The organism is Paraburkholderia sp. BL18I3N2, from assembly GCF_003001875.1.
Taxonomy (GTDB): domain Bacteria; phylum Pseudomonadota; class Gammaproteobacteria; order Burkholderiales; family Burkholderiaceae; genus Paraburkholderia; species Paraburkholderia phytofirmans.
On the sequence record NZ_PVNC01000002.1, the window covers coordinates 522,418 to 549,291 of the forward strand.

The following is a 26,874-nucleotide window of genomic DNA, read 5'->3' on the forward strand; positions in this document are numbered from 1 at the left end:
CCAAAGCGAGCGGCGTGGCGAGCGCGTGGATGTTCGGCGTTGCACTCGGAGCGACGAGCGGCCCGGTGAGCGATGGAGTGTGCAAGTTTCATAGCGATCAGCCCGCCACGTACGCCGTTTTTACAGCGCTCCAGAAGGCCGAGTCCGTCGCGCCGTAAGCTGACGCTTTGCGGCCACCGCCGGGCGCGTGATGCTCGACGGCCGTGGTCGGCAGATTGATCGTGACGAGGCCGCTATGCACATGACGGCGGAAATGCCGCGCGCGATTGAGCGAGCGCGTGCAAACGCCGGCGCACAGACCGTAAGCGGTGTCGTTCGCGAGATGCAGCGCGTGGTCGTAATCGTCCGCGCGCAGCACGACGGCGACGGGGCCGAAGATTTCCTCCCGCGCGACACGGTGTTCTGATTCGCCGATAAAGAGCGCCGGTTCGAAAAAATAGCCACGTGTCGCGCGTTCCAGCTGCCGGCCGCCGCGCAGCAATTGCGCGCCTTCCTGCTGACCGATGCGCACGTAGTCGAGATTGCGCTCCAACTGCGCGGCGTTGGCCACGGGACCCATATCCGTGCCGTGCTTCATGGCATGATCGATCGAGAGTCTGGCGAGCTTCGCCTGCAATGCGTCCACGAACGGTTCGAACACCGCGCCTTCGACGATCAGTCGCGCCGCCGCGGTGCTGCGTTGGCCCGTGGCGCCATAGGCGCCGCTCAAGGCGGCCTCAACGGCGCCGTCGAGATCGGCGTCGGCCAATACGACGAAGGGATTCTTGCCGCCCATTTCCAGTTGCACGCGTGCCTGGCGCGCGACGGCAGCTTGCAGCACGCGTGTGCCGGTTTCCGCCGAACCGGTGAAGCTGATTGCCGCCGTCAGCGGATGCGCGGCGATTCGCGCGCCGACCTGACGGCCGCTGCCCATCACGAGGTTGAACACGCCCGCGGGCAAGCCAGCGCGGCTGATGATCGAGGCCAGCGCCGCCGCGCAAGCCGGCGTCGATTCGGCCGGCTTGAAGACGACGCAGTTGCCATGGGCGAGCGCCGCGCCGATCTTCGCCGCGGCAATCGCCAGCGGCGCGCTCCATGGCGCGATGATGCCGACGACGCCGAGCGGTTCGCGCGTCACGTCGATCTCTACGCCGGCACGTGCCGACGCGACCGGCCCGGTAAAGGCGCGCATTGCCTCGGCCGCGCACAGCTTGAAGATCTGCCCGGCACGCGTCGCTTCAGTTAAGGCGTCGGGCAGCGTCTTGCCGACTTCACGCGCCAGCAGCCGGCCGAGTTCGTCGCGGCGCGCGAGCATCTCGCTGCCGATGGCGTCGAGCGCGTCCGCGCGGCGCTGCGCCGAACCCAACGACCACTCGCGGAAGGCCGCGTGCGCCGCTTCGATGGCCATATCGGTTTGCCGCACGTCGGCTCGTACATATTCGCCGACCGGATCGTCCAGGTCCGATGGATTGAACGAGACGCCTGTGGTCGCGCCCGTCTCCCATCCGCCATTGATGTAGTGGCGGAACGGACTTGCAACGAGTGGGACGAGCGGATCGCGGTTCATCGACGGAAAGGCGCCACGTAAGGAAGCTCAGAAAGTCCACGAATGGTATGGGCCGCCCCAATAACTTTCCAATCCCTTTTTAGGCTATCCCGATATCAATTCCGGTATGGCATGATGGAGCCTTGCTTGGCAGAGTTCGCGGCACGTGACTGCGGACCGCCTCATCGAAACCGGTCGGAGACAGGCCATGACGCGTAGCTACTCGAACTGGTTCGTGCGGGCGCGGCTCAAGACGCGGCAGTTGCTATTGCTGGCGGCAATGGAAGAGGAAGGCAACGTCCGGCGTGCCGCCGACGTGCTCGGCATGACCCAGCCCGCCGCGTCGCGTCTGCTGAAAGAGCTCGAGGACATGCTGGAAGTGAGCCTGTTCGACCGCACGCCGCATGGCATGCATGCCACGCTGTACGGCGAGGTGATGATCCGTCATGCGCGCATGGTGCTGTCGAATCTGAGTCATGCGCACGACGAAATCTCTGCCTTGCGCGCGGGGCTGGCGGGGCAAGTGCGGATCGGCGTGATCGCGGCGGCCGCGGCGACCATGGTGCCGCGCGCGATCGCCGGCGTGAAAGAACGCTATCCGCAACTGCAAATCTGGGCAGAAGTCGAAACCTCCGACGTGATGCTGCCGCGACTGGCGGAAGGCGAACTGGACATCATGATCGGCCGCGTATTGGAGCGGCAGAATCAGTTCAAGACCGAAGTCCGCTACGAACCGCTCGCCGACGAACCGCTTTGCGTGGTGGCGCGTCCCGGCCATCATCTCGAAAATGAGACAGGTTTGACACTGCGCGGCATCGTCAACGCGAGCTGGGTTTTACATCCTCCGGGCAGCGTTTTGCGTCATCGCTTTGATCTGATGTTTTCGCAAATCGGGCTGAATCCGCCGCAGAACGTGGTCAACACCAACAATTTTCTGGCGATTTCGAGCCTGCTGCTCCAAAGCGACATGTTGGCGGTTTTACCAGATGAAGTGGCGCGTCAGTACCAACAGTATGGCGTTCTGAAGCGGATACCGATCGATTTGCCGTGCAGGATGGATACATTCGGTATCATCACGCGCCAGTCGCACCTGCTTTCTCCGGCGGCCTCGGTGGTGCTCGAAGCCTTGCGGGAAGCCGCCGGCGAGGTCTACGGCACCGCTTTTGAACCGACACTGGCGCGGTAAATGCTCTCCCGTGGTATGACAGCCGGCTGGCGGCGCGGGAGGGACATAAGATGTACAACAAACACGGAAAACGGCAACGCGCCGTCGACGATTCTTTTTCAGTTCGCTCCGGTGGAGCGAGCGCCTGGTTTAGCAACGGCATGGCTCTCAAATCGACGATTTACAAGGCGGAACTGCAGATCGCCAACATGGACCGGCATTACTACGCCGACCATTCGCTGACGATCGCACGCCATCCCTCAGAGACCGACGAACGGATGATGGTCCGCGTCGCCGCGTTCGCGCTGTTCGCGCAGGAACGGCTCGAATTCTGCAAAGGTTTGTCGGACGTGGACGAGCCGGATCTGTGGGAGAAGGATCTGACCGGCGCGATCGAAACCTGGATCGAAGTAGGCCAGCCGGATGAACGGCGCATCGCCAAAGCAAGCGGCCGCTCGAACGAAGTGATCGTGATCGCCTACGGCGGGCGCGCGTCGGACATCTGGTGGCAAGGCGTGCGCAACAAGGTGGAACGCATGCGCAACGTGACGGTATGGACGCTCGGCGAAGACGTCGCCACCGCTCTCGGCTCACTGGCCGAACGGACCATGCGGCTGCAATGCACCGTGCAGGACGGCGAAGCGTGGCTTGGCAGCGCCGAGGCCGATGCGGTCAAAATCGAATGGACGGTGTTGAAGGCGCCTGCCAACGCCTGACGCTTCCTTCAATGGCTTAAGGCTTAGAGCGACGTGACGCGCGCCGCTTCCGGCGGCCCCTTGAGTTCGACCATGTTGCCTTCCGGGTCGAACAGATACAGCGACTGTCCATAGCCGTCCGCGCCGTAGCGCTGCCCCAGTTCCCCCAGCCGCGCGCCGTGTTCGATCAGATGCGCCTTGAGCGCTTCGGCGTCGAACGGATCGATGCGCAAACACACGTGATCCATATTCCGCCCAGTGCCCGGCACGCCGTTTTCAGCGTGGTCGAGTTTGGCGCCCACCTGCAACAGATCGATCAGCGAACGCCCTGCGCGTAACTGTGTCAGGCCCAGATCCCGCTGTTCCTTCTCGACGCTGCAGCCGAGTACGTCGCAATAGAAACGCGCCATGGCCTCGGCGTTGCTCGCCCGAATGACAACGTGATCGATCTCGCGAATGTGGATTTTCATGTGGGACGCCCCTTGGCTAGCTCGCAGAACCGGTGAATTGCCAGTGTAGAAGAAGAAAGGGCGGCGCTGCGAATGCAGGTCGTGAAAGCCGCCGTGAGGGCCGGATCAGGACCGTATGGGCGAAAAAAAGCCCGCTCTATGTGGAGCGGGCTGAATCCATATCAGGAGGAGACATGGAGGAGACAAGTACTAATATACACATCGGCCTGGTGCGACGCAATAACTTTTTAAGGGAAAACCCGATATCGTGCCAAATTGTCGCAGTTTTCCGCTAAACGGACGCCTGGCGGGGTTTCGGGTCTACGAAGAAGCGCAATGACAGAGCAAGAACCGGAGCGTAGTGTGTCGGCATGCGGCCTACATTGGTGAGCATCGACACCGTCTCTTCGGACCATCATGAACCGCAAATCTACCGATACCGCGCCCGGCGCCAGCCACTGGACTTCCGACGACGCGCGCTGGGAAGCCGTCACGCACCGCGAATCGCAAGCCGACGGAGCGTTCTTCTATGCCGTCAAAACGACCGGCGTGTTCTGCCGTCCGTCGTGCGCCTCGCGCCTGCCGCGCCGTGAGAACGTCGCTTTCTTCACCGATGCCGCCGCCGCGCGCGCCGCTGGCTTTCGCGATTGCAAGCGCTGCCAGCCCGGCGGCCTGCCGCGCGAGTTGGAAATCGTGAATCGGGCGTGCGCCGCGCTGGACGCCGACCCGCAAGAGCGCCTCACGCTCGCGCAATTGAGCGACGCCGTGCACGTCAGCCCGTTCCATCTGCAGCGTCTTTTCAAGCGGGTGGTGGGCGTGTCGCCGCGTCAATATCAGGCCGCGCAGCGGGGCGCCGCCTTGCGCGACGCGCTCCAGAGCGGCTCGGACGTCACGCGCGCCACGCTCGACGCGGGCTTCGGCTCGCCGTCGCGGATGTACGACAGCGCGTCGGCCGAACTGGGCATGGCGCCGTCCGCGTATCGCCGCAAAGGCGCCGGACTCACCGTTCGCTACGCCAGCGCGCCGACCTCGCTCGGTTATGTATTGGTCGCGGCGACGGAGAAGGGCATCTGCAAAATCGGTTTCGGCGACGACAAAGCCATGCTCGCCGACGACCTGCGCGGCGAATTCGCCAACGCCGACGTGTTGGAAGATACCGAACACATGGCGCCGTTCATCGCGCAGATCGACGCCTATTTGCGCGGCACCCGTCAAGATTTCGATCTGCCGCTGGACATCGCCTCGACGGCATTCCGGCAGCGTGTGTGGGACGCGTTGCGACGCATCCCGTACGGTGAGACGCGCAGCTATTCGCAAATCGCCGAAACGGTCGGCGCGCCCCGCGCGGTGCGCGCGGTGGCCAGCGCGTGCGCAACGAATCCGGTGGCACTCGCAATTCCTTGTCATCGCGTGGTGGCCAAAGGTGGAGCGTTGGCGGGGTATCGCTGGGGTTTGCCACGCAAGGCCGCGCTGCTGGACAACGAGGCGCAGCACGCCGGCGACTTTTCAGGCGGCCAAGCCGAGCGCAACCGCCGCGCCGATGCAGACTCTGACATCGAAATCGAAACCACCACCAAACTGGACCACGCCGCGTGAGTACGCTTGACGAAGTCGCTACCCTTGAATTGCCGTTCAAACCACCCTTCGACTGGCCGCGCCTGCTGCGTTTCTTCGGCGGACGCGCGACGCCCGGCGTCGAAGCGGTGGACGACGGCGCGTACCGTCGCGCGATCGCCTGGGCCGGCGACAGCGGCACGCTGAGCGTGCGTCTGCATCCGCGCAAGCGTTGCCTTGTCGCGAGCATGGACGGGCCGGTGAGCCGTCACGCCGACGCACTCGTCGCGCCGATTTCGAAGATGTTCGACCTGCGCGCCGATCCGAAGAAGATCGGCGCCGATCTCGCCGTGGACCCGTGGCTCGCGCCACTGATCGAAGCCGTGCCCGGCTTGCGCGTACCGGGCGCGTGGTCGGGCTTCGAGCTGGTGGTGCGTGCGATCGTCGGGCAGCAGGTCAGCGTGAAGGCGGCGACCACCATCATCGGCAGACTGGTGCAGCGCGCTGGCGAGCGCATCGAGGGGCATCCGCACGAGAACACCGCCTGGCGCTTTCCGACGCCCGCCGCGCTGGCCGCCGTGGATCTTGCGCAAATCGGCATGCCGGGTAAACGTGTAGCGGCGTTGCAGGGTTTCGCGCACGCGGTCGCCACCGGCGATGTGCCGCTCGACAGCAACACGGCCGACGCCGACAGTCTGCGCGCCGCGCTGCTCGCGCTGCCCGGCATCGGCCCGTGGACCGTCGAGTATGTGGCCATGCGCGCATGGCGCGATGCCGACGCGTGGCCCGCATGGGACCTCGTGCTGATGCAGTCGATCTGCGCGCGCGATCCGTCGCTCGTGCGGCCTACACAGCAGCGCGCCCGCACCGACACATGGCGGCCGTGGCGCGCGTACGCGGCGATGCATCTGTGGAATGAAGTAGCGGACCGCGCGGGCGCCGCGCGTGGCGGGTGAGTCGCCGCGTCGCGCCTGTCGTTTGACGCGGCGCCGCGCGGCGCCGATGGTGGCCGAGGCATCGCGCGGTTTGAGGAGATGAAATGCGGATCGCGCGCAAGGCGCGTGGCGGAATAGACTGATGTGGCACAGACCCGACGGACTGGCGCGAAATATAGCGAGATTGGCCCGAAAAAGAAGTGGCCCGCCATGCTCCGACGACCCGCCGAAGCGGCCTCAAGCAGCCGTTCTGGCGAGATGTTAAAGTGCCCGCTACCGAAAATTCCGCCGAACGTTGTCAACCGCAGTGCTGCGGCACATGGCGGCCGACAACGCCCGACTCGCATCAATGCCAAACACGACACCTTCCCGCACGACCGACGCGTTCTCGCACCGCCTGTCCGTGCTGACCTCAGGCCCGCAGCGCGACGCGCTGATACGCGGCCTGCGCGGCATCGAAAAGGAAAGCCTGCGCGTGACGCACGAGGGCAAGCTCGCCTTGACGCCGCATCCGCGCGCGCTCGGTTCGGCGCTCACGCATCCGTCGCTCACCACGGATTATTCCGAGGCGCTGCTCGAACTGATCACGCCGGCTGAGCACGACGTCGCGCTCACGCTCGAGAAGCTCGACACGCTCCACCGTTTTGTCTACGCGCAACTCGGCGACGAGATCCTGTGGAACAACTCCATGCCGGGCCTGCTGCCTGACACGGACGACGGCATTCCGATCGCGCACTACGGCAGTTCGAACATCGGCAAGCTGAAGTACGTGTACCGCATCGGCCTCGCGCTTCGTTACGGCCGCACGATGCAGTGCATTGCGGGCATCCACTACAACTATTCGCTGAACGAAGAAGTGTGGCGGCGGCTGCATGCGGACCAGCAGTCCACCGCGAACGCGGTCGACTTCCAGTCCGACCGCTATCTCGCGCTGATCCGCAACTTCCGCCGCACCAACTGGCTGTTGATGTATCTGTTCGGCGCGTCGCCGGCGCTGGATCGGCGTTTCCTCCGCGATCGCAAACACACGCTCGATTCGTTCGACGCCGACACGCTCTATCGTCCGTACGCAACCAGTTTGCGCATGAGCGACCTCGGCTATTCGAACACCGCGGCGCAAGCCGAGTTGCGCGCCGATTACGACACGCTGCCCGGCTACCTCGACGCGCTCGCGAAAGCCGTGAGCCAGCCGTATCCCGCGTACGAGGCAATCGGCACGCAACGCGACGGCGAGTGGGTGCAGATCAACACCAACGTGCTGCAGATCGAAAACGAGTTCTACTCGACAATCCGTCCGAAGCGCATCACGCATCCGGGCGAGCGTCCGCTGCACGCGCTGGCGGCGCGTGGCGTGCAATACGTGGAAGTGCGTTGCATGGACATCGACCCGTTCGAGCCGACCGGCATTTCGCTCGAGACGTCGCGCTTTCTCGACGCTTACCTGCTGGTCTGCGCGCTCGACGAAAGCGCGCTGTTGCCGCCTGATGCTTACGCCGAAGCCAACCAGAATTTCGGCCGCGTGACAATGGAAGGGCGCAAGCCGGGCCTCGAACTGACCCGGGACGGCCAACCAGTTGCGATGACGGACTGGGCGAACGAACTGCTAATCAAGATCGACGCGGCCGCGGCCGCGCTCGACACTTTGCATGGCGGCGACGCGCATGCACGCGCCGTCGCGGTTCAGCGCGCGAAGCTGGTGGATGCATCGCTGACGCCGTCGGCGCGCGTGCTGCAAACCATGCGCGAGAAGCGGCAGAGCTTCCTCGCATTCGGTCTTGACCAAAGCGAAGCGCACGCCGCATATTTCCGCGCGCGTCCGCTGGATGCACAGCAGACCCAAGCTTTCACCGATCTCGCCGCGCAATCGCTTGCCGAGCAAGCCAAACTGGAACAGGAAGAAGTCGGTTCGTTCGACGCGTTCGTCGCCGCGTATCGGGCGTACACGCTGAACCGGTTCAGCGTCTGAATAACGCTCGCGGGTGACGTGACGAAAGAGCGGCCAATATGGCCGCTTTTTTTATTCCATGCCGGTAACGCCTACGCAATGTGCGGTGCGTTTCAAACGCCATCGGCAAATACTCCGCGCGTTCTAACGATTCTCTGATCCAGATGAAACACCGTACCCGCGCCGTAGTCCAAACTGACATGACGCGCACCACAGAGGGGGGATTCAACGTGATGAAGAAAAGTCTGTTGGCCATGCTGTGCGTAGCGGCGGCGGGATGTTCGACGCAAGGACAGGTCGATCCGGACGTCATGCAGATCGCGACCACGCCGCTGACGTGTTCGAACAAAATGGAATGCGATGTCTGGTGGCAACGGGCGCAAGCGTGGGTGGCGAGCCATTCCACGTACAAGATCGATGCCTCGACCGACACGTTGATCCAGACCGCCGGCCCGGATGGCGGCAAGCGCGCGTTGGCGTATCAGATCACGCGCGCCGCGAATCCGGACGGCACGGCAACGATCGGCTTTGCCGCTCATTGCGACGGCTCGATGGGTTGCAAGCCGAACCCATGGGAAGCTGGCGCCGACTTCAAGCAATACGTGCGGGGGACTGCGGCCGGCGCGCCGCAGAGCGGCGCTAAACCCCCGCGAGCCGCGCCAATGGCACCGCATCCGGACGCCATGCAGGGTCAATCGATCCCGGCGACGAATGGCGAAGCCGTCACGCAATAAAGGCTGAGACGCGCGCGAAGAGTCGAAGGAAAAATATTGCTTCGGCGCGCGTCCGCTTATTGCATCGTCAGGCCTCAATGCCCCATTGAAGGGCCCACGCCCTTGCGTGGCTTGGTGACCCAGACCAGCGCCGCGAGCACGATAAACGCCGCGCATGAAATGCGGAAGAAATCGTTGGTGGCCATCATATAAGCCTGCGCCGTCACTACCTGGTTCAACTGCGCGGTAATGCCGTCGCCGGAGAGCCCGATACCGGCCAGCGCATTGGTATAAGCATTGGTGTTCGCGGCATAGACGTTGACCGAATCGGTCAGCATCGCGTGATGGCGGATCGTGTCGTTCTCCCAGTACGTCGTACTGATCGCCGTGCCGATCGCGCCAGACAGCGTCCGGAAAAAATTGGACAAACCGGATGCACTCGCCAGCCGCTCATCCGGCACGCTGGAGAGCGTAATCGTGGTCATCGGCACGAAGAAGCAGGCTACGCCGATGCCTTGCACGAGCCGTGGCCAGATCACGTGATTGAACGGCACGTCGAGCGTGAACGTGGAGTTCCAGAACGAGACGAACGCGAACACGATGAACGCAAAACTCGCCACCACGCGCAGGTTCAGCCGGTGCATGTTCTTGCCGATCATCGGCGACAAAAACAGCGCGAGCAGACCGACCGGCGCGGTTGCCAGACCAGCCAACCCGGCCGTGTAACCCATCACCGTTTGCAGCCAGAGCGGGAAAATCACCACCGAGCCGAAGAAGGCCATAAAGCCGAACGACACGATCACCACGCCGAGCGCGAAGTTGCGATCCTTGAATAGCGAAAGATCGACTACCGGCTCTTTCTCCGTCATCTCCCACACCAGCATGAAGGCGAGCGAGATCACCGCGATCACCGCCAGCGTCACGATAAACGTCGAGTTGAACCAGTCGCGATCCTTGCCGAGGTCGAGCACCATCTGCAGGCACGACACGCCGATCACAAGCAGCGCGAGGCCGACCGCGTCGATGCGCTGTTTCGTGGTCTTCGTCTCACGGCCGCGCAACAGCAGGAACGCGCATACCGCCGAGAACAGACCGATCGGCACGTTGATGTAGAAGATCCACGGCCAAGTGTAGTTGTCGGTGATGTAGCCGCCCATCACGGGCCCGAAGATGGGCGCGCAAATCACAGTCATTGCCCAGAGGCCCAGCGCGAGTCCGCGCTTTTCCGGCGGATACGAGCGCATCAGAATGGTCTGCGAAAGCGGCACCATCGGCCCGGAAACGAGCCCCTGCACCAGCCGGAACGCAATCAGCGATTCGAAGTTGTGCGCGAAGCCGCACAGCGCCGAAGCGATCGTGAAAAGCAAGACGGACAACGTGAATAGCTTCACTTCGCCGACACGCCGCGCGAGCCAACCTGTCAGCGGCACGGCGATCGCCGAGGCGACGGAATACGACGAGATCACCCAGGTGCCCTGGCTGGTCGCTACGCCAAGGCTGCCGGAAATGGTCGGCACCGCGACATTCGCAATCGACGTGTCGAGCACTTCCATGAACGTGCCGAGCGCAAGCCCGACCGTGAGCAAAGCCAGGGCGCCGCCCTTGAGCGGGGCGGGTTCAGCGGCGGGTAGGGCGGCGGAAGCCGTGGCGTTCATAATTCTTCTCCTCAGCTGGAAAGCTTGTCGCGGCAGCTTTATCCGCGACTTTCGGTGGTGCGCTTACATGCCGCATCACTCTCTGCCCAGACAGACATCTTCAGACGACGACGCGCTTGGAAAACGCGTCTAAGTTAGTGTTCGCCGTGTTCCCGCGGCGATGCTTCGGGTGATTCGTCCAGCGATTCCTGCTGCGGCCCCAGACCGCATCCCGCGCTTGCTCCCGCGTCGATGCCGTTCGCGATGAAACGGCCGAGCAGGTCGATCAACGTGGCGTGGTCGGCGGCCGAAAACCCGCGCAGCTGTTCGTTCAGCACTGCCGCGCCTAAACCAGGCAATTGCCGTGCGGCGTCGTGGCCCTGCGGCGTCAACTCCAGCTTCACCATCCGCCGATCGGTCTCGCTACGCGAGCGCTCGATAAAGCCTTTCTTTTCAAGGCGATCGAGCAGACGCGTCATCGATCCGCTGTCATACGACATGGCGCGCGACAGCTCGAACGGAGTGCTCGCGCGCCGCGACGACAACATCAGGATCACGCCGATCTGCTGCGTGGTCAGTCCCAATGGCTTGACCGCACGATCCGTCCGCTCGACCAGTACGTTTCGAGCTTTCGTCAGGTAGTAACCGAGACTCGATTCGAGGTGAATCTCGTCCGCCTTGTAGGGACCGTCAGTCATCGTGTATCCGGGAACGTCTCGAGCAGAACGGATTTTAGCTGCCTAAGCAGACAAGTCAAATTTGGTTTCGCGTAGTGCGAACGACAGGAAAACAACACAGCCGACGTTCGCGGGTGGAAGTATCTTGAAATTTAATTGCATAGTCAATATTATTATAGGCAACGAGTTACGCGCGACCCGCGCCACCCGAGACCATGTTCTGACCGCTTGTCTGCGCGCCCGACCGCGACGCGTGAAAAAGGATTTCCCCGATGCTGTACCTTAAAAACACGCTTGGCGGCCTGAGCCGCTCCCTGACCGATTCCGCACTTAGCACCTTTCAAGGGCCGCACCGCTGGTGGAAACTCGCGTTGTTCGCCGTGCTGTTCGTGTTGCCTGGCGGATCGGTCGGCATGGCGGTGCTGGCGTGGTTTGAGCATCGGCGGGGACAGAAGGGCGCCAGGACGGCGAAACTCCAGTTGGTAGCGGCGGCCGTGCCCGCGGTGAACGCCGCTGTCGCCCCTACCGGCGCGGACAAGCACGTAGGTCCCGCCGGCGCCTGCCAGGCGCGCGGCGATGCGCCGTGCCGGGCCGCCGCCGGTAAGCTGGCCCGCCAGGCCAAGTCGACGGAATCACGGGTTTGACGCCTCGCCGGTAACGGCGCGTAACCTTCGCGACACCCTCCGTAACACACCCGCCTCCTTCCTCGCATTACCCTTTCAGTTTCCCGCGCCCCGCGGGCTCATACGCTAACATTCCGGCAGACCAAGATCTCGCCCGGCCGGCGGTGCCGCCATTGGCCGCGCCGCGGCGTCCAGAAGGAATTCATTGCATGCAGTCTGATCGAATCTCGCGCGCGCGGATGCTTGCGCCTCGCGCCCTGACTATTGCTGTGGCTGCAGCCCTCGCCGGCCTGCTGGCGGCTTGCGCGGTCGGGCCCGACTACAAGCGGCCTGCCGCCGAGATACCGGCGTCGTACAAGGAAGCCGCGCCCGGCTGGAAAGTGGCTGAACCGGCCGATCAGCAGGATCGCGGCGACTGGTGGAGCATTTACGAAGATCCTCAGCTCAACGCGCTCGAGGAGCGCCTGAACACCGCCAACCAGACGGTCGCCCAATTCGCTGCCGCCTACCGGCAGGCGCGCGCGCTGGTCGGCGAGGCGCGCGCGGCGTATTTCCCGACTATCGGTGCATCGGCAGGCGCAACGCGTTCCGGCAACGGGAAGTCCTCCGGCGGCAACTCGACCACGGCGACGAGCCGCTCCGGCGTCGGCAACAGTTTCAACGTGCAACTCGACGCAAGCTGGGAGCCGGACCTGTGGGGTTCGGTCACCCGCTCGGTGAACGCGCAGAAAGCCGGCCAGCAAAGCGCCGCGGCGGACCTCGCCAACGCGCGGCTGTCGGCACAGGCCACGCTCGCCCAGACCTACTTCTCGCTGCGTGCGCTCGATTCGACCCAAAAGCTGCTCGACGAAACCGTCGCGGCCTACCAGCGCTCGCTTCAACTCACGCAAAACCAGTACGCGGCCGGCGTTGCTGCGCGCTCCGACGTGATTCAGGCGCAGACGCAATTGCAATCGGCGCAGGCGTCTGCGATCGACAACGGCGTCCAGCGCGCTCAGGACGAGCACGCGATCGCCGTCCTGGTCGGCGAACCGGCCTCCACCTTCTCGATTCCGCCGACGCCGCTCACCGCCACGCCGCCCACCGTGCCGGCGCAGATGCCGTCCGCGCTGCTCGAGCGGCGTCCGGACATCGCCTCGGCGGAACGCAAGGCTGCGGCGGCGAACGAACAGATCGGCGTCGCCATCGCCGCGTTCTTCCCGTCGCTGACACTATCGGCTTCAGGCGGCTTCGAAAATTCGGTGTTCTCGCAGTTGCTGACCGCGCCGTCGCGCTTCTGGACGCTCGGCCCGCAGCTCGCGGCGACACTGTTCGACGCCGGCCTGCGCCAGGCTAAGACCGACGCCGCGCGCGCTGCCTACGACGGCGACGTCGCGACCTACCGTCAAACGGTGCTGGCCGCGTTCCAGGACGTCGAGGACAACCTCGCGTCGCAGCGCATTCTCGCGCAGGAAATCGTCGTGCAACAGCAAGCCGTGGACTCGGCGCGTCAGGCGCTCGCCATCGTCACGAACGAGTACAAGGCCGGCACGGTCGGTTATGTCAACGTGTTGACGGCGCAGACGACGGCTTTCACGGCCGAGCAGAAGCTGGAGAACATCGCCGGGCAGCGGATGGTGTCGTCGGTGGGACTGGTGAAGGCGCTGGGCGGCGGCTGGGACGCCTCGCAAATGAATCGCGAAACCGGCGATGTAGCGGCGCCGGCGCCGCTGCCGGCTGCGTCGGCTGCGCCTGTCGCGCAAAGCGGCGCGACGACGCTGCCACGAACGCAAGCCGAGTAGAAGCACTGGCCGTCCAGGCGAAACAAACGAGGCATGGCCGTGGAACGCGACCATGCCTCGTTTTTTATTCCGTGGACGCTCTGCACCACAACCGATTCAGCAGCGCCGCGAGGTTAGCGCGCTCTTACGCCGCAGCGCTGGCCGCTCTACGCAACGACATCGATGCCCTGCGTCTCAATCGTCCCGCCCCGTAGCGCGAGACGGCGCGCCTCACTGCACGAACGCCAACGCCACCGTCCGGCCCGCTCGGCCACCCCAACAGGCCCAGCAATCCCGCCAGATTGTCGCGGGCCTCCGGCGCGGCGCTGGCCGCCTCATGCAACGAGGCAATGCCCCGGCTGAACCAACCTGCGCCGCAGCGCCAGACCGCGCGCCTCAGTGCACGAACGTCAACGCCACCGTGTCCGGCCCGCTCGGCCGCCCTAACAGGTTCAGCAATCCTGCAAGGTTATCGCGGGCCTCCGGCGCGGCGCTGGCCGTCCCATGAAACGACGTCGACGCCGCCGACACCGTGCCATTGCCGGTCAGCATCAACGGACCCTTGGTGGTGGTCAGGTCGAGCGTGGACGACTCGCCCTGCGCCTGAAACAGCACGCGGTACGAGCCGAGCGGCTTGACCAGCGAGACGCGCGAACTGACGTCGGTCAACGTGATGGTCAGTTGCCCGAACGCCTCCCGATTGAAGCTGCGCCAGTCGGACCAGGACAGCTGCACATTGCCTTGCAGATCGAGCGTGTTAAACGGCGCGCCAAGACCGCTCAGCAGCGAAGCCGGCACGGCGATCGCGCCAGGCGTAACAGTCGCGGTGCGCGGCGTGGCGTCGACGGTGATCGGCTCCGGCATCGCTTCGCTGTGCCGCATGATCATGCGCACGCGGCCGGTAAACAGCGGCCAGAACGCCGTGTGCCATTCGATTCGTCCAGGCAGCAGCGTCGCCGCGCTCATGTCGGAGCCGGCGGCCAGCATCAGCGTGGCCGAGCCGTGCCACAGCGAACCGGCCGGATTGACGAGATTGACGTGGCCGCCCGTCTGTTTGGCGAACTGCGGGGTAATCCAGGCGGCCGGCAGCATAGCCAGCATCACGGCCGCGGCGGAGAGAACCGCCACCACCAGCCAAGGCGCCGCGACGCGCAAGCGCCGCATCCAGTAATTCATGCGAGATCCTGTGACGGCGAGGTCGCGGTTAATTTCATTTCGCGGTGGACGGCTGCAACGACGCCGTCAGGTCCACCTGGCCGTCTTCCTTGAGCGCCGTGGCATGCGCTTCCGAGACTTGCACCTTGAACTGCTTGCGCACGTCGTCGACCCAGGCGGTCCACGCCGGGAACGACGCGTTCTTCAACTGGATCTGGACCGCGTTGCCGACCACCTGAACCTGCGTCGCCGCGAGGCCGTGATCGCTGAGCGACGCGGTAAGGGCGTCCTTCAGCGCGGCGCCGGTCGGCGCGACGCCTTGAGCCGCCGCCGCCAATTGGCGCGCTTCGTTCGCCTGCGCGGTCATCTGCGCCAACTGACGCTGCATGGCGGGCAGCGATTCACGCAGATGCGAGCGGCCTTCCTGCGCCGGCGCCCACAGCACCGACCACGCGATCACCACGGCGAGCACGCCGCCGCCCCACGTCAGGAGGGCTTTTTCGCGCTCGGTGCGCTGCTCCCAGAATCCGGCCCATGTTTGAGCGAGTTCAGCTTTCATTGTCCGTTCCTGATGGTCCACTTGCCGGTATTGCTGTCGATCGCGCCGCTCAAGCCGTTACGCGCCAGGCGCTTCGGGAAATCGGGATCGAGCTTGACCTCCGGCTTGAAGTTCACGTCGAGCCGCCGGTCGTGATAGTCGAGCGCGGCAATCCCGTTGACCGGCACCGGCGCCAGCGAACGGGCGAGCCCATCCGCGAGCGGCAGGAAATCGTCCGGCGACAGCTCGCCCGCCGCGACGCGCAACTGCTGCAACTGGCGCGACATCTGGTCGGGCGCGTCGAGCACGACGGTCGTTTTGGGGAAGGTATTGAGCAGCAGTTCGGTCATCTGCGTGTTGATCGCATCGCGTTGGCGCGCGAGCATCAGCCACTGCACGTTTGCGCCGATGATCGCAACCAGCAGCGCGCCGACCGCGAGCAAGACCGGCAGCCGCAGACGCCGCAGCGTCGCGCGGTCGAGCCGCCACGGCTGCGAAGCAAACTCGAACTGGCACAGGTCGAAGCGGCACTCCAGCGCGCGCCGCGCAAGCTGTTCGAACGGCAGGGGACTGGCGCCGTGGATGTGCGCAGCCAGCCGCGCCGGGCTATTCGGCGCGAGACTCGGCTCGTTGCCGGGCACTTCGGTGAGCATGTGCAGCGAGACCGGCGCCGCCCCGGCGAGCGCGCTGAGCGTCGCGTTCACGGCGCTGGCCGGCACTGCGAGGCCTTCGCCTTGCACTCCGCGCGCAATCGCCAGTTCGACGCGCGGCACGCCTCGGTCGCCTGCGCTGTTTGCCACGCCTTCGAGCAGCAGGGCGGGCGCCGTCTGCACCACGGTGCCGAGCACCGCGGCCACCATCGGCACAGCAGCCGCGACGCCAGGCGCCGGCACCGGCGCGCTCCCCGGCAGCGACGTCGCCACGCCGGCCGCGCCCGCCATGGCCGGCTCACCGGCATTGACCGTTTCCGCGACTTCGGCGGGCACATCGGCATCGAGTGCGGCCGCCTGCGGCAGGCAGCGCGTGACCGGCACCGCGCGCAAGCTGCGATGGCCAGCGTTGGTGAACGATTCGCAGATATACCGGAACCAGCCGCGGTCGATGATCGCCAGCAACTGCCGGCCGCCCGCGAGCGGTTTCGGGTCGACGGCGATGTGACAGGTCTGCGGGTCCTGGATCAGTTGATCCTCGACGATATTGGGCAGCGCCTGACGCAGCCGCGGGCCGCGCAGCGGCGGCAGTGTGGCGGGCATCATCAGCAGGTCGCGCGCGGCGACCATCAGCACCGTGGTGGCGGCGCGCGGCAGCAGCGCGAGCGCCGACCGGCCGGCGCGCTGGGCGCGGCCCGACTTGTCGAGCAGCACGAACGGCAGCTCCGGCAGTTGCCATTCCTGCGATGGCACCGCCGGATCACGCGGCGGCAATAGAACGATCAGCGTGCTCAAAGGCCACTCTCTCTGGGAAAGGCGTTATTCATAGTTGGTCTTCTACTCGCACGATACGCGTAGTGTGAGTCAATGCGTCGCGATAGACGAGGGTCGTGCGGTCCACCTCGGCGCGTTCGTGCTGCACGCGGCCGTGGATAAGGAAGTAATTCGAGTTGACGTCGAGCTCGCTCGGGTCGATCGAGACGGATTGCACGCCGGCGCCGCGCAACGCGAGCTGTATGTCGCCGGCATTGCGGAAAAAAACCGTTTGCCTGCGCGCGACGAAGGCTTGCGCCGTCGACACGCTCATTCCCGGTACGACCGCCGCGATGACTTCGGCCGAAGCCGTATTCACGTTGACTGCCGAGACGGTCGGCAGCACGGTGACGAAGGGGCGCAAGTGCGCGACCATTTCGGGCGTATAGCCGGGGATATCGAGCAGCGAGTCGACGCTGGTCATCTGGATCGGCGCGTTCGCAGAGCTGTCCTCGCTGTCTTCGATACCCGGCTTGTTGGTGAAGCTGCCGCCGGTGGCGCCGCCCTGGATCGGCGGCGGGGTCGCGGTTGTGCCGTTCGTGGACGTGATGGTCTGAAAACGGGTTGCCGATTGTGCCAGGCTCGCGCGGACCTGGATGGCGGTGGTTTTTGCCAGCTGGCTGTTTGCGCCGAGCGATGCCAGTAGGCGCTGGTAGGCGCCGATTTGGTCCATGTCCAGTTGCATCACGCCTGGGGCTGGGCTCTCCACCAGATTTCTCAGGTTGAATTTTGCCTGGGCGTCTTCGATTGAACCCGATAGGTAGGTTTCTGCGCCTTGTTGTGCTCTTACTTCGCCTATTTGGCCCAGAAAATCGGATAGGCGGGTTTTGGCTATTGGGACGCCCCATAGGCCGCCAAGGTACGTGATGCCGGCTGATGTGTCGCCTTCTGAGCGCAGGATCAGGCGCGTCCAGTCTAACGCGCCGCGGGCTACCCATTGGGCTTGCGAGAGGAGGCGCTGGTTTTCTATCCGGCGGATTTGGACTTGCTGGCGCCAGAGCATGCCCGACACCAAGATCGCTGATAGCGCGACTACTAGTAAGGCGCTGATTATGGCTACGCCGGTTTGGTTTTTTTGGGGTTGGGTTTTGTTGGCCTTTCCTTGAATTCTTTGTGGTCTATTAGCGCTGCCCCTGTGCGGGGCGGCACCTACTTTCTTTGCCGCGGCAAAGAAAGTAGGCAAAGAAAGCCGCTTTACACCGCCAATGCTAAGCGGATCCCCCGCGCAGCCCCGGTAGTGGACCATCTGGAATCCGTCACCTCGCACATTCAACACCCGTGACAAGGCCGTCATACCTCCCGCCTCGCACGATGTGCTTGCCGGAAGGGTATAGCTCAGTGGCTTCGTTTTGGCGAAGCGGGGGCCATCGGCTTCGCCTCGGCGAGGCGCCGGAGGCGCGGATGCACGCACAGACACCGAAGCAAACCGGAGATACCGTGACGAGCCGTCAAGCATTGCCACGGCCCTGCGGTTCGGTTGCTTGCCGCTCGGCGCGCGCAGCGCCGCCGGAACGGATGACTGCCTGGTCACTGCCGTTTGCTGAGCGAGGGATTGTGCGTTGATCGCGCCACAAAAGTGGCTGTGCGGGGGACCCGCTTGTACGTTAGCGGTGTGAAGCCGCTTTCTTTGCTTACTTTCTTTGCGGCGGCAAAGAAAGTAAGTGCCGCCCCGCACAGGGGCAACGCCAATAGACCACAAAGACTTCAAGGAAAGGCCAAAACCAAAAGCCCGCAAAGACCAACCCCGTCGGAAAGACAAAAAAGAGAACCTCATATCACTCTCCGACGAGAAAAACCCGAGTAACGGGCCGCGCCAACGACCTAGCCCCGACACTCACCTGCAACCCAGTCACAGACCGCGGCAGCGGCGCACTCCCCAACTGGGGCACCTTAAGATTATTGTCCGCCTCGGTAATGGCGCTCTGCACATCCCCCATCTGCGTAGTCCACCCCACCTTAGGCACATAAACCTGAGCAGAAATAGACCCAACACCGCCCATCAACGGCACCCCACTCCATCCATCACTTTCACTACCGCGCAGCGCCCGCCGCAGTTCCCCCATATTCGCCAACGGCGGCGACGCATACCGGATCACGCGTCCATCGGACACCCGATACCTCACCACCTGCAACCGCGGCGCCGCGCCCGGCAACCGGAATTCCCGCACGATCTGCAACACGCTGCCGGACACCGACACCGCCGCCTGCCCAGCCTCATCGTCCGACGCGGCCTGCCGCGCATCAATCCGCATCTGGTCGAACAATTGCGCAAAAACGCGCTCGTCCTCCATTGCGCTCGTGATGGTCTGCCGGCCACGAATGATCTGGTCGAGCCCGCGCCACGACAGCACGGCAATCACCGCCAGAATCGCAATCGCCACCAGCAATTCGATCAGCGTGAAACCACGCGCGCCCCTCGCGCCCAATCGGCGCCGGCGCTCAGAGCGAACGGTTGTTTTCATTCGCGACCACCGTCACCATCTGAGCCAGATTGCCGGACCCGCCCGGCGTCGTCACCATCACTTCCACTCGACGAAACACCGGATTCGGCGTGGCCGTCACCTGCTCCGTACAGACCAGCTGCAAGTTGCCCTGCGAACAGTCGAAACTCGTCGAGCCGACGTTCGGCCAGGCATGCGTCAGATGCAACTGCGCCAACGTGTTGTCCGCGCTCCAACCGGCCAGCAAGCGGCGGTGCAGATCGGCCTCGCCGCTCGCGAGACTCCCCACCGCGCGCAACGACGCGGCCAACGCCACCGCGATGATCGCCAGCGCCACCAGCACTTCGATCATCGTGAAACCTTGCTGCGCGCCGTGAACCTTCTCGCGAGCCGTCATGCTCCTGCAACGACGCATCTCAGTGCACCTCGTAGCGGCCGTTGCCGGTGCCGACGATCGTCGCGCTCCCGGCTGCCGAAAACAGCGTGATCTGCACAGGCACGTCGATCGCCTCGGTGCCGAATACGATACGGCTGGGCTGCGAATCAGAACCCGGATAGCTGATGCTGACGCCGGTCACGCCGCCTTCCCAGCGACGCGGCCCAAGCAGATCGTCGCGCAGCGGACGCCAGCCGTCTTCGGTGCGCAGGTCGAAACGAAAGCCGCCATCGAGCGGTTGCCAGGCGATCGGCCGCGCGCGCACCTGCGCTTCGTCGCCGGCCGATTCGAACAGCAGCGCGAGACGCTGCGCTTCTTCGTTCAGATCGGTGCGCGGATTGCGTGTCATCGTCAACGCGGTCAAGGACACCAGCAAGCCCGCGATCACCAGCACCACCAGCATTTCCAGCAGCGTGAAACCCGCCGCGCGTTTGCCGGCGCCGCGCCTGTCCGAGTCTCCCGGGCGGCGCACGCCACGCGCACGCGCGCCGGCCCACGCCGCGCGCGGCAACGAAGCCGTACTGGGCGTGTCCACACGGGACTTGCAAGGGGACAATCGCATAGTGCCGGCCACGAACGATCAACTCAAAATCCAACGACGATGCATCGACAGGAACGTGCGGGGCTCAATCCCACCGCGCGCATGAAAACACCGCCCCCATAAGCGCTTACTGCCACGAGCCGACGTCGGCGTCATTGCCTTCGCCGCCCGCCTTGCCGTCAGCGCCATAGCTGAACACGTCGATCTCGCCGTGCACGCCCGGATTCAGAAACTGGTAGGCGTTACCCCACGGATCATTCGGCAGACGCTCGAGGTAGCCGCCGTCTTTCCAGTTGGTCGGCACCGGGTCCGTGCTGGGCTTTTCGATCAGCGCGCGCAAGCCTTGCTCCTGCGTCGGATAACGGCCGTTGTCCAGACGATAGAGTTTCAGCGCCTGCATCATCGTGCCGATGTCCTGCTTGGCGGCGACACGGCGCGCTTCGTCGGGACGGCTCATGATCTTCGGCACGATCAACGCGGCCAGAATGCCCAGAATCGCGATCACGACCATGATTTCGATCAGCGTGAAACCGCGTTGACGACGGCTGCGCGGACCCGCGATGTCATGACGGCGAGTGGTCGACAGTTGCATAGCTTGCTACCTCTTTTCAGGTGAAATTTTTGACTGGGCGGGGTTCGCGTTTTGGCAATCAGGGTGCCATTGAACACGCCCGGCCGGTCATTTTAATGTCATGCAGTTGAAGGGCCGTGAGAAGGCGCTTTCAGCCCAACGCAATTTTCACAATAGTCCGTACAATGATGCGCATGAACGCCATCCAAATCCGCCTTCTGTCGCTCGCGCTGTTCGCCGTGTTCTGCGCGACGCTCACCTACTGGGTCATCACGCTCAGCACGTTGTCCGGCGCGCCGTTGCCCGCCGCCGCCGCGCACGCGCAGATCTCAACCGAGCAGGCTGCCACGCTATTCGGCGGCCAACTCACGCGCAACGCCAACCAGGACGTGCGGCTGTTCGGCATCCTCGCTTTGCGGGAAGGCGCCGCGGCCATCGTCAGCGTGGGCGGCGAACCGCCGCATGCGGTTTCGCTCGGCAGCGCGCTGATGCAAGGCACCAAACTCTCCGAAGTCCGCGCCCGCTCGATCATCATCGACCGCAATGGCGCGCATTCCGAAGTGTTCCTGCCAGCCAACCCCGCAGGTCCGACCATCTACGTGCGCTGAAGCCCAGGCGCTGAACAGCAGCGCCGCTTCAATCGATTGCGCGGTCACCTTTAGCGGTAATCGCGCAATCCACTCCTACTGCACCAGGTTGTTCAACTCGATGATCGGCAGCATCACCGCCAGCACGATCACCAGCACCACGCCCCCCATCGCCAGAATCAGCAACGGCTCCAACAGACTCGTCAGGAACATCGTGCGGCGTTCGAGTTCGCGCGCTTCACCGTCGGCCGCGCGGTCGAGCATCGTGGTCACGTCGCCGGTCGCTTCACCCGAACGGATCAGGTGAACCAGCACGGGCGGAAACGTCTTCGTATTGCCGAGCGCGCGTGACAGCGACGTGCCTTCGCGCACACGCACGATCGCATCGTCGATGTTCTCGCGCATCGCGTTGTTGCTGAGCGTTTCGGCGGCGGCTTGCAGCGCGCGCAGAATCGGCACGCCCGCCGCCGTGAGAATGCCGAGCGTGCTGGCAAAGCGCACGGTGTTGTAGCCGCGCACGAGTTTGCCGAGCAGCGGGGCAGTGAGCAGCCACCGGTCGAACGCGAGGCGCGGGCCGGGCTGCCTGAGAATCGAGCGCACCAGATACACCAGCACGATCACGCCGATCAGCATCGCCCACCACCAGTTCCGCACGAATCCGGAGAGCGCCATCATCATGATGGTGAGGAAGGGCAGTTGCTGCTTGGTGCTGGCGAACACGTTCACCACCTGCGGCACCACATAGCTCAACAGAAACGTGACGATGCCGAACGCGATGATCGTGACGATGGTGGGGTACGTGAACGCCAGCACGATCTTCTGCTTCAGCGCGTTGCGTTGCTCGATGTAGTCGGCGAGCCGCGACAGCACGAGGCCGAGCTTACCGGTGTGTTCACCGGCCGCGACCAGCGCGCGATAAATCTCGGGGAAGTCTTTCGGATGCTGCGTCAGCGCATTGGCCAGCGAATGGCCGCCGAGCACTTCCGCACGAATCGACGCCATCAGCTCGCGAATGTAGTCGCGCTCCGATTGCTCCGTGAGCACGGCGAGCGCTTCGTCGAGCGGCAGGCCCGCGATCAGCAGGCTGGCGAGCTGGCGCGTCAGGATCGCCTGCTCGCGTTGCGACAGACGCCGCCCCAGCGACAGCCGTTGATTGCGCTCGCCGCGCGTGCGCGTGGCCGCCGGTTCCACGACGAGCGGCGTCAGTCCTTGCGAGCGCAGATTGGTCCGCGCGCCGCGCGCGCTGTCGGCGTCGAGCACGCCTTTTTGCGCCTTGCCCGTCGCGTCGATCGCTTCGAAACGAAATGCCGGCATGCGCTTAGACTCCGCCCGTGACGCGGATCACTTCTTCGAGCGACGTCAGCCCGGAGGCGAGCCACCGGTCCGCATCCTCGCGTAGCGTGCGCATGCCTTGCGCACGGCCGGCCGCGAGAATTTCGGCATCGGCCGCGTTGCGGTGGACCAGCGTGCGGATGTCGTCGTCGATCAGCAGCAATTCGTAGACGCCGCGGCGTCCCGCATAACCGGAATGGCCGCACCGGTCGCAACCGACCGGATGGTAGCGCACGCTGCCGTCTTCCTCGACGCGCTCTTCGCGGCATATCGGGCACAGGCGCCGCACCAGCCGCTGCGCCAGCACGCCGAGCAGCGACGACGCCAGCAGATACGGCTCGACGCCCATGTCGGTCAAACGCGTAACGGCGGATGCCGCGTCGTTCGTGTGCAACGTGGCCAGCACGAGGTGGCCTGTCAGCGACGCCTGCACCGCAATCTGCGCGGTCTCCAGGTCGCGGATTTCACCGATCATGATGACGTCCGGATCCTGCCGCAGAATCGAGCGCAGCGCCCGCGCGAACGTCATGCCGATCCGTTCGTTGACCTGCGTCTGGCCGATGCCCGACAGGTCGTATTCGATCGGATCCTCGACCGTCATGATGTTCGTGGTCGCGGTTTCGAGCCGTGACATGGCCGCATACAGCGTGGTCGTTTTACCGGAGCCTGTCGGCCCGGTCACGAGCACGATGCCGTGCGGCCTGCCGATCAGTTTGTCGAACTTGCCGAGCGTATCCGGCGCCATGCCGAGCGCTTCGAGGTTCAGGCGTGACGCGTCTTTTTCCAGCAGACGCAGCACCGCGCGTTCGCCGTGGCCGGTGGGCAGCGTCGAGACGCGCACGTCGACCGGGCGGCCACCCACGCGCAGTGTGATACGGCCGTCTTGCGGCAGACGCTTTTCGGCGATATCGAGCTGCGCCATGATCTTGATCCGCGAGATCAGCGCACCGTGCAGCGCTTTCTTCGGCCGCACGACGTCGCGCAACGTGCCGTCGACGCGAAAGCGCACCACGGAAGACGTCTCGAACGGCTCGATATGAATATCCGACGCCTGCTCGCGCGCCGCTTGCGTAAGCAGCGCGTTGATCATGCGGATGATCGGGGCGTCGTCTTCCGACTCCAGCAGATCCTCCACCTCGGGAATGTCCTGCATCAAGCGCGAGAGATCGACTTCGCCTTCCACTTCGCCGACCACCTGCGCAGCACTGCCATCCTGGCGCGCATACGCCTGGTTGATCGCCTGCGTGAGTTCATCGGCGGGCAGACGTACGATCGACACTGCGCCGAAGTTGCGCGCTACTTCGGACAGCGCGGCGTCGCTCGTGCGTTCGCTGATCCAGACCTCGAGGCTGTCCGCATGCTGATGCGCGACCAGAATCTGGCCGGCGCGGGCAAAGCCGTACGGCACGAGCCGTGCGGCGATGGCCGAAGGCGCCTCGCGCCCGGCGTGCTCCGCCGCGCCGGCGGGCGGTAGCGTTGCGGCACCGGCTCGCGTTACGGCTGGCGTAGCAGACGCTGACGGCGGCGTGGACGGCGTACTCACGGTCGCACTCCAGGCGACGCCGTGGAAGGCGTCACCGTGACGGGGCTGCTCTGTATGGCGGGCCCAACGGTGGCCGGACTGCTCTGCACGGCAGTCCCGTTGGTTGCCGCGGCGCCGTTGGTTACCGCTCCGCCGTTCGTAGGCGCTCCACCGTTACCCGGCGGCGGCGCCAGCTGCTGACGGCGCATCTTGTCCAGATCGAACAGATTCATCGCGGGCGAACCGCCCTGACTCGGACCGAGCGGCATCGGCGGAACCACCGGATCGTCGTTGTCCTTCATCAGGTTGTTGTCCTGCTTGTACGCACCCTGCACGCCCTGAATGTAGTCGTAGCGATTCGACGTCACGGCCTGAGCAGTACCACGATCGCTGATGATCACAGGCCGCAGGAACACCATCAGGTTCGTCTTGTTGCGGGTCTTCTGTTCGGAGCGGAACAGCTGCCCGATCCACGGAATATCGCCGAGCAGCGGCACCTTGCTGTTGCTGACCTGGTAGTTGTCCTGCATCAAGCCGCCCAGCACGATGATCTCGCCGTTATCAGCAAGCACCGTCGACTGGATCGAACGCTTGGTGAATTCCGGGCCGGCCGGGTTGGTCGCCGCGTTGTTCGTGCCGGTGACGATCGCCGAGTCTTCAGTGTAGAGCTGCAGCTTGAGAATGCCGCCGTCCGTGATTTGCGGCTTCACGTGCAGCGTCAGACCGACGTCGACGCGGTCGTAGGTATTGAACGCCGAAGTCGCCGTCGCGCTCGTCAGATTCGAATACGAACCCGTCTGAATAGGCACGTTCGTACCCACGACGATCTTCGCTTCCTCGTTGTCCAGCGTGATGAGATTAGGCGTGGACAGCACGTTCGCATCGGCGGTTTGCGAGAGCGCCTGGAGCAGCGCGCCGAGTCCTTGCACACCGAAGATATTGTGAATCCAGCCGATATTCAGGCCTTGCTGCAGCGTCCCGCTTCCGAGCGCGGTGGCGAGGCCGCCGGTGGACCCGGCCGCCACGGCCGCCGCGGTCAGATTGACGATGCTGTTGCTGCTGCCGGTCTGCAGATTGGTGCCGGCGAAAATCGAATTGTTCGCCACTTGCCACTGAATGCCGAGGTTGCCGCTCGTGTTCGAGTTCAACTCGACGATCAGCGCCTCGAGATAGACCTGCGCGCGACGTGCGTCGAGCTGGTCGATCACCGCGCGCAGATTGCGGTACACCGGCTCGGCCGCCGTGATGATCAGCGAGTTGGTCGCGGAATCCGCCTGGATCATGCCGCCTTGCTGATTGTCGTCGCTCTTTTCCTTTTCGTTGCCGAAGCCGCCGTTATTGGAACCGCCCGCGCCGTATCCGCCGCCGCCGCCGCTACCGCCCATCGGCGATGCCAGGGAACTGCTGCCGAGTCCGCCCGACGGCAGCGGCGGCGTACCCGACGAGCCCGTCGAATTGTTGCCGCCTATGCCGCCGGTGTTGTTCTGGTTGAACGAATTTGCGTCGTTCGAGTTGCTCGACGAGCCGGTGTCGCCGCCTTTGCCGAACATGCCGCGCAAAGTCTTGGCGAGCTTTGTCGCGTCCGCGTTGCGCAATGGCACAACGTGAATGTTCCCAGGCATCGTGGTCGGCGTATCGAGTTCTTTCGCCAGAGTCCTCGCCGCCGCGAGACGCGCGCCGTTCGACGCGCGGATCAGCAACGAGTTGGTGCGCGGGTCGGCGGTGACCGACACTTTCAGCGTCGCGTCCGTGCTGCCGATCGAACCCGGGTCGAGCATCTTGTTGAGTTGCGTGGCGATGTCGATCGCATTGGCGTTCCTCAACTGCACCACCGATACCGACTGGCCCGCGGCAGAATCCACGCCCTGGATGATCTGGGCGATACGCCGCACGTTGTCGGCATAATCGGTAACTACAATCGTGTTGTTGGCGGGGTAGGCCGCCACGGTATTGTTCGGCGAGATGAGCGGACGCAACACCGGCAACAGATTGTTGGCCGATTCATTCTTCAGAACGAATACCTGCGTGACCACCTGGTCGCCGCGCGCTACAGGCGCATTGCCGACATAGGTCGGCACGCCTTGCAGCTTCGCGTCGGCCTCGGGCACGACCTTCAGTACGCCGTGGTCCTGCACGAGCGCGAAGCCCTGCATGCGCAATGCGGACTGCAAGGTTTTCAGCGCCTGATCTTCGGGCACTGCGTTTTCCGACACGAGATTCAACTGACCTTTCACACGCGGGTCAACGATAATCGTTTTGCCGGTTGCCGCGCCAATCGCCTTGGCCACCTGGTCGATGTCCGCGTTGACGAAGTTCAGTGTCACCTGTGCCTGTGCTGTCTGCGCGGTGATCAAGCCAGCCACCAGCAGCGCCGTTGCGACGCGACGCAAAGCCATACGATTTGTTCTCATGGAATAAGGTATCGATGCCGGCGGCCGTAGCCGCCGACGGTCATGCAGTGTGGACATGGGAGCAGGCCGCCGCCCTGTCGATCTGCCGGCCGGCCTTGCGGACGATCATCGCCCTCGTTGCCCACCGCCCGATGTCCGAAAAAAATGAACAGTAACAGTTTTTCATGTCTGATTTGTCACAAAACGAACTGTCGCGTGCGAT

The 26,874-nt window shown here is 64.4% G+C and carries 24 protein-coding genes; 9 read left to right on the plus strand and 15 right to left on the minus strand.

Translation table 11 applies throughout. The features are described 5' to 3' along the window. Window positions 1-97: 97 nt before the first annotated feature. Window positions 98-1,546 (minus strand): aldehyde dehydrogenase family protein, encoded by a 1,449-nt coding sequence (locus B0G75_RS08270; protein ID WP_106303019.1) that lies wholly within the window; start codon window positions 1,544-1,546, stop codon window positions 98-100. Between the two features lie 187 nt (window positions 1,547-1,733). Between B0G75_RS08270 and B0G75_RS08275 the strand changes: the two genes are divergently transcribed. Next, window positions 1,734-2,711 (plus strand): LysR family transcriptional regulator, encoded by a 978-nt coding sequence (locus B0G75_RS08275; RefSeq protein ID WP_106303022.1) that lies wholly within the window; start codon window positions 1,734-1,736, stop codon window positions 2,709-2,711. 140 nt (window positions 2,712-2,851) lie between these two features. Continuing rightward, entirely contained in the window at window positions 2,852-3,406 is a 555-nt protein-coding gene (locus tag B0G75_RS08280; RefSeq protein WP_106303025.1) for a YaeQ family protein, read from the plus strand. 23 nt (window positions 3,407-3,429) lie between these two features. Here the strand turns inward: B0G75_RS08280 and B0G75_RS08285 are convergent, their stop codons facing one another. After that, window positions 3,430-3,855 (minus strand): VOC family protein, encoded by a 426-nt coding sequence (locus B0G75_RS08285; protein ID WP_106303028.1) that lies wholly within the window; start codon window positions 3,853-3,855, stop codon window positions 3,430-3,432. A 396-nt stretch (window positions 3,856-4,251) separates the two neighbouring features. On the opposite strand from B0G75_RS08285, the gene ada reads away from it, so the two are divergent. The 4 genes from ada (at window position 4,252) to B0G75_RS08305 (ending at window position 9,002) form a co-directional block, all read left to right on the plus strand. Then, window positions 4,252-5,430: a bifunctional DNA-binding transcriptional regulator/O6-methylguanine-DNA methyltransferase Ada gene (ada, locus tag B0G75_RS08290; protein WP_106303031.1), complete on the plus strand. Its 1,179-nt coding sequence runs from the start codon at window positions 4,252-4,254 to the stop codon at window positions 5,428-5,430. After that, on the plus strand, window positions 5,427-6,344 hold the full coding sequence (locus B0G75_RS08295) for a DNA-3-methyladenine glycosylase (RefSeq protein WP_106303034.1): 918 nt from the start codon (window positions 5,427-5,429) through the stop codon (window positions 6,342-6,344). Before ada ends, B0G75_RS08295 begins: the two co-directional genes overlap by 4 nt. Window positions 6,345-6,672: 328 nt before the next feature. Next, the gene (gene gshA, locus B0G75_RS08300) at window positions 6,673-8,289 is read left to right on the plus strand and encodes a glutamate--cysteine ligase (RefSeq protein WP_106303714.1); all 1,617 of its coding nucleotides are present in this window, start codon (window positions 6,673-6,675) and stop codon (window positions 8,287-8,289) included. A gap of 212 nt (window positions 8,290-8,501) precedes the next feature. Beyond that, a complete protein-coding gene (locus B0G75_RS08305) occupies window positions 8,502-9,002 on the plus strand; it encodes a hypothetical protein (protein ID WP_181309212.1) in 501 nt (166 codons plus the stop codon). Between the two features lie 74 nt (window positions 9,003-9,076). Here the strand turns inward: B0G75_RS08305 and B0G75_RS08310 are convergent, their stop codons facing one another. Both B0G75_RS08310 and B0G75_RS08315 read right to left on the minus strand, forming a co-directional pair. Further along, a complete protein-coding gene (locus B0G75_RS08310; protein WP_106303037.1) occupies window positions 9,077-10,636 on the minus strand; it encodes a DHA2 family efflux MFS transporter permease subunit in 1,560 nt (519 codons plus the stop codon). 134 nt (window positions 10,637-10,770) lie between these two features. Beyond that, a complete protein-coding gene (locus B0G75_RS08315; protein ID WP_106303040.1) occupies window positions 10,771-11,313 on the minus strand; it encodes a MarR family winged helix-turn-helix transcriptional regulator in 543 nt (180 codons plus the stop codon). A gap of 251 nt (window positions 11,314-11,564) precedes the next feature. Here B0G75_RS08315 and B0G75_RS08320 point away from each other — a divergent pair, with 251 nt between their 5' ends. After that, window positions 11,565-11,936 (plus strand): hypothetical protein, encoded by a 372-nt coding sequence (locus B0G75_RS08320; RefSeq protein WP_106303043.1) that lies wholly within the window; start codon window positions 11,565-11,567, stop codon window positions 11,934-11,936. 188 nt (window positions 11,937-12,124) lie between these two features. Further along, complete coding sequence (locus B0G75_RS08325) at window positions 12,125-13,696, plus strand: efflux transporter outer membrane subunit (protein WP_106303045.1); 1,572 nt, start codon at window positions 12,125-12,127, stop codon at window positions 13,694-13,696. A gap of 375 nt (window positions 13,697-14,071) precedes the next feature. Here B0G75_RS08325 and B0G75_RS08330 read toward each other — a convergent pair whose 3' ends face one another. The 8 genes from B0G75_RS08330 to gspG all read right to left on the minus strand — a co-directional run bounded on the left by B0G75_RS08330 (window position 14,072) and on the right by gspG (window position 20,841). Next, the gene (locus B0G75_RS08330; protein ID WP_106303048.1) at window positions 14,072-14,851 is read right to left on the minus strand and encodes a type II secretion system protein N; all 780 of its coding nucleotides are present in this window, start codon (window positions 14,849-14,851) and stop codon (window positions 14,072-14,074) included. Window positions 14,852-14,885: 34 nt separating this feature from the next. Then, on the minus strand, window positions 14,886-15,389 hold the full coding sequence (locus B0G75_RS08335) for a type II secretion system protein M (protein WP_106303051.1): 504 nt from the start codon (window positions 15,387-15,389) through the stop codon (window positions 14,886-14,888). Then, complete coding sequence (gene gspL, locus B0G75_RS08340; RefSeq protein WP_106303054.1) at window positions 15,386-16,813, minus strand: type II secretion system protein GspL; 1,428 nt, start codon at window positions 16,811-16,813, stop codon at window positions 15,386-15,388. Before gspL ends, B0G75_RS08335 begins: the two co-directional genes overlap by 4 nt. A gap of 28 nt (window positions 16,814-16,841) precedes the next feature. After that, a complete protein-coding gene (gene gspK, locus B0G75_RS08345; protein WP_181309201.1) occupies window positions 16,842-18,125 on the minus strand; it encodes a type II secretion system minor pseudopilin GspK in 1,284 nt (427 codons plus the stop codon). Window positions 18,126-18,606: 481 nt separating this feature from the next. After that, window positions 18,607-19,293 carry a type II secretion system protein J gene (locus B0G75_RS08355; RefSeq protein WP_106303057.1) on the minus strand — a complete coding sequence of 229 codons (687 nt, stop codon included), beginning with the start codon at window positions 19,291-19,293 and terminating at the stop codon, window positions 18,607-18,609. Next, a complete protein-coding gene (gene gspI / locus B0G75_RS08360; RefSeq protein WP_106303060.1) occupies window positions 19,271-19,687 on the minus strand; it encodes a type II secretion system minor pseudopilin GspI in 417 nt (138 codons plus the stop codon). The genes B0G75_RS08355 and gspI overlap by 23 nt, the downstream gene beginning before the upstream one ends. Window position 19,688: 1 nt before the next feature. After that, entirely contained in the window at window positions 19,689-20,270 is a 582-nt protein-coding gene (locus tag B0G75_RS08365; RefSeq protein ID WP_106303063.1) for a GspH/FimT family pseudopilin, read from the minus strand. Window positions 20,271-20,376: 106 nt separating this feature from the next. Beyond that, entirely contained in the window at window positions 20,377-20,841 is a 465-nt protein-coding gene (gene gspG, locus B0G75_RS08370; RefSeq protein WP_012434842.1) for a type II secretion system major pseudopilin GspG, read from the minus strand. Window positions 20,842-21,014: 173 nt separating this feature from the next. Here gspG and B0G75_RS08375 point away from each other — a divergent pair, with 173 nt between their 5' ends. Continuing rightward, the gene (locus tag B0G75_RS08375) at window positions 21,015-21,428 is read left to right on the plus strand and encodes a general secretion pathway protein GspC (RefSeq protein ID WP_106303723.1); all 414 of its coding nucleotides are present in this window, start codon (window positions 21,015-21,017) and stop codon (window positions 21,426-21,428) included. Window positions 21,429-21,503: 75 nt separating this feature from the next. Here B0G75_RS08375 and gspF read toward each other — a convergent pair whose 3' ends face one another. Genes gspF through gspD form a run of 3 tightly spaced genes read right to left on the minus strand, consistent with a single transcriptional unit; the run spans window position 21,504 to window position 26,657 of the window. After that, window positions 21,504-22,721, minus strand: coding sequence for a type II secretion system inner membrane protein GspF (gene gspF / locus B0G75_RS08380; protein ID WP_012434840.1), 1,218 nt, complete (start codon window positions 22,719-22,721; stop codon window positions 21,504-21,506). Window positions 22,722-22,725: 4 nt separating this feature from the next. Further along, window positions 22,726-24,282, minus strand: coding sequence for a type II secretion system ATPase GspE (gspE, locus tag B0G75_RS08385; RefSeq protein ID WP_106303066.1), 1,557 nt, complete (start codon window positions 24,280-24,282; stop codon window positions 22,726-22,728). Next, window positions 24,279-26,657 (minus strand): type II secretion system secretin GspD, encoded by a 2,379-nt coding sequence (gene gspD / locus B0G75_RS08390; RefSeq protein WP_106303069.1) that lies wholly within the window; start codon window positions 26,655-26,657, stop codon window positions 24,279-24,281. Before gspD ends, gspE begins: the two co-directional genes overlap by 4 nt. Window positions 26,658-26,874: the final 217 nt, after the last annotated feature.

Bases quoted from the DNA above. Each gene is read 5' to 3' on its own strand.
- B0G75_RS08270 (WP_106303019.1), bottom strand. From the start codon at position 1,546: ATGAACCGCGATCCGCTCGTCCCACTCGTTGCAAGTCCGTTCCGCCAC.
- B0G75_RS08275 (WP_106303022.1), top strand. From the start codon at position 1,734: ATGACGCGTAGCTACTCGAACTGGTTCGTGCGGGCGCGGCTCAAGACG.
- B0G75_RS08280 (WP_106303025.1), top strand. From the start codon at position 2,852: ATGGCTCTCAAATCGACGATTTACAAGGCGGAACTGCAGATCGCCAAC.
- B0G75_RS08285 (WP_106303028.1), bottom strand. From the start codon at position 3,855: ATGAAAATCCACATTCGCGAGATCGATCACGTTGTCATTCGGGCGAGC.
- ada (WP_106303031.1), top strand. From the start codon at position 4,252: ATGAACCGCAAATCTACCGATACCGCGCCCGGCGCCAGCCACTGGACT.
- gshA (WP_106303714.1), top strand. From the start codon at position 6,673: ATGCCAAACACGACACCTTCCCGCACGACCGACGCGTTCTCGCACCGC.
- B0G75_RS08305 (WP_181309212.1), top strand. From the start codon at position 8,502: ATGAAGAAAAGTCTGTTGGCCATGCTGTGCGTAGCGGCGGCGGGATGT.
- B0G75_RS08310 (WP_106303037.1), bottom strand. From the start codon at position 10,636: ATGAACGCCACGGCTTCCGCCGCCCTACCCGCCGCTGAACCCGCCCCG.
- B0G75_RS08315 (WP_106303040.1), bottom strand. From the start codon at position 11,313: ATGACTGACGGTCCCTACAAGGCGGACGAGATTCACCTCGAATCGAGT.
- B0G75_RS08320 (WP_106303043.1), top strand. From the start codon at position 11,565: ATGCTGTACCTTAAAAACACGCTTGGCGGCCTGAGCCGCTCCCTGACC.
- B0G75_RS08325 (WP_106303045.1), top strand. From the start codon at position 12,125: ATGCAGTCTGATCGAATCTCGCGCGCGCGGATGCTTGCGCCTCGCGCC.
- B0G75_RS08330 (WP_106303048.1), bottom strand. From the start codon at position 14,851: ATGAATTACTGGATGCGGCGCTTGCGCGTCGCGGCGCCTTGGCTGGTG.
- B0G75_RS08335 (WP_106303051.1), bottom strand. From the start codon at position 15,389: ATGAAAGCTGAACTCGCTCAAACATGGGCCGGATTCTGGGAGCAGCGC.
- gspK (WP_181309201.1), bottom strand. From the start codon at position 18,125: ATGACGGCCTTGTCACGGGTGTTGAATGTGCGAGGTGACGGATTCCAG.
- B0G75_RS08355 (WP_106303057.1), bottom strand. From the start codon at position 19,293: ATGAAAACAACCGTTCGCTCTGAGCGCCGGCGCCGATTGGGCGCGAGG.
- gspI (WP_106303060.1), bottom strand. From the start codon at position 19,687: ATGCGTCGTTGCAGGAGCATGACGGCTCGCGAGAAGGTTCACGGCGCG.
- B0G75_RS08365 (WP_106303063.1), bottom strand. From the start codon at position 20,270: ATGCGATTGTCCCCTTGCAAGTCCCGTGTGGACACGCCCAGTACGGCT.
- gspG (WP_012434842.1), bottom strand. From the start codon at position 20,841: ATGCAACTGTCGACCACTCGCCGTCATGACATCGCGGGTCCGCGCAGC.
- B0G75_RS08375 (WP_106303723.1), top strand. From the start codon at position 21,015: ATGAACGCCATCCAAATCCGCCTTCTGTCGCTCGCGCTGTTCGCCGTG.
- gspF (WP_012434840.1), bottom strand. From the start codon at position 22,721: ATGCCGGCATTTCGTTTCGAAGCGATCGACGCGACGGGCAAGGCGCAA.
- gspD (WP_106303069.1), bottom strand. From the start codon at position 26,657: ATGGCTTTGCGTCGCGTCGCAACGGCGCTGCTGGTGGCTGGCTTGATC.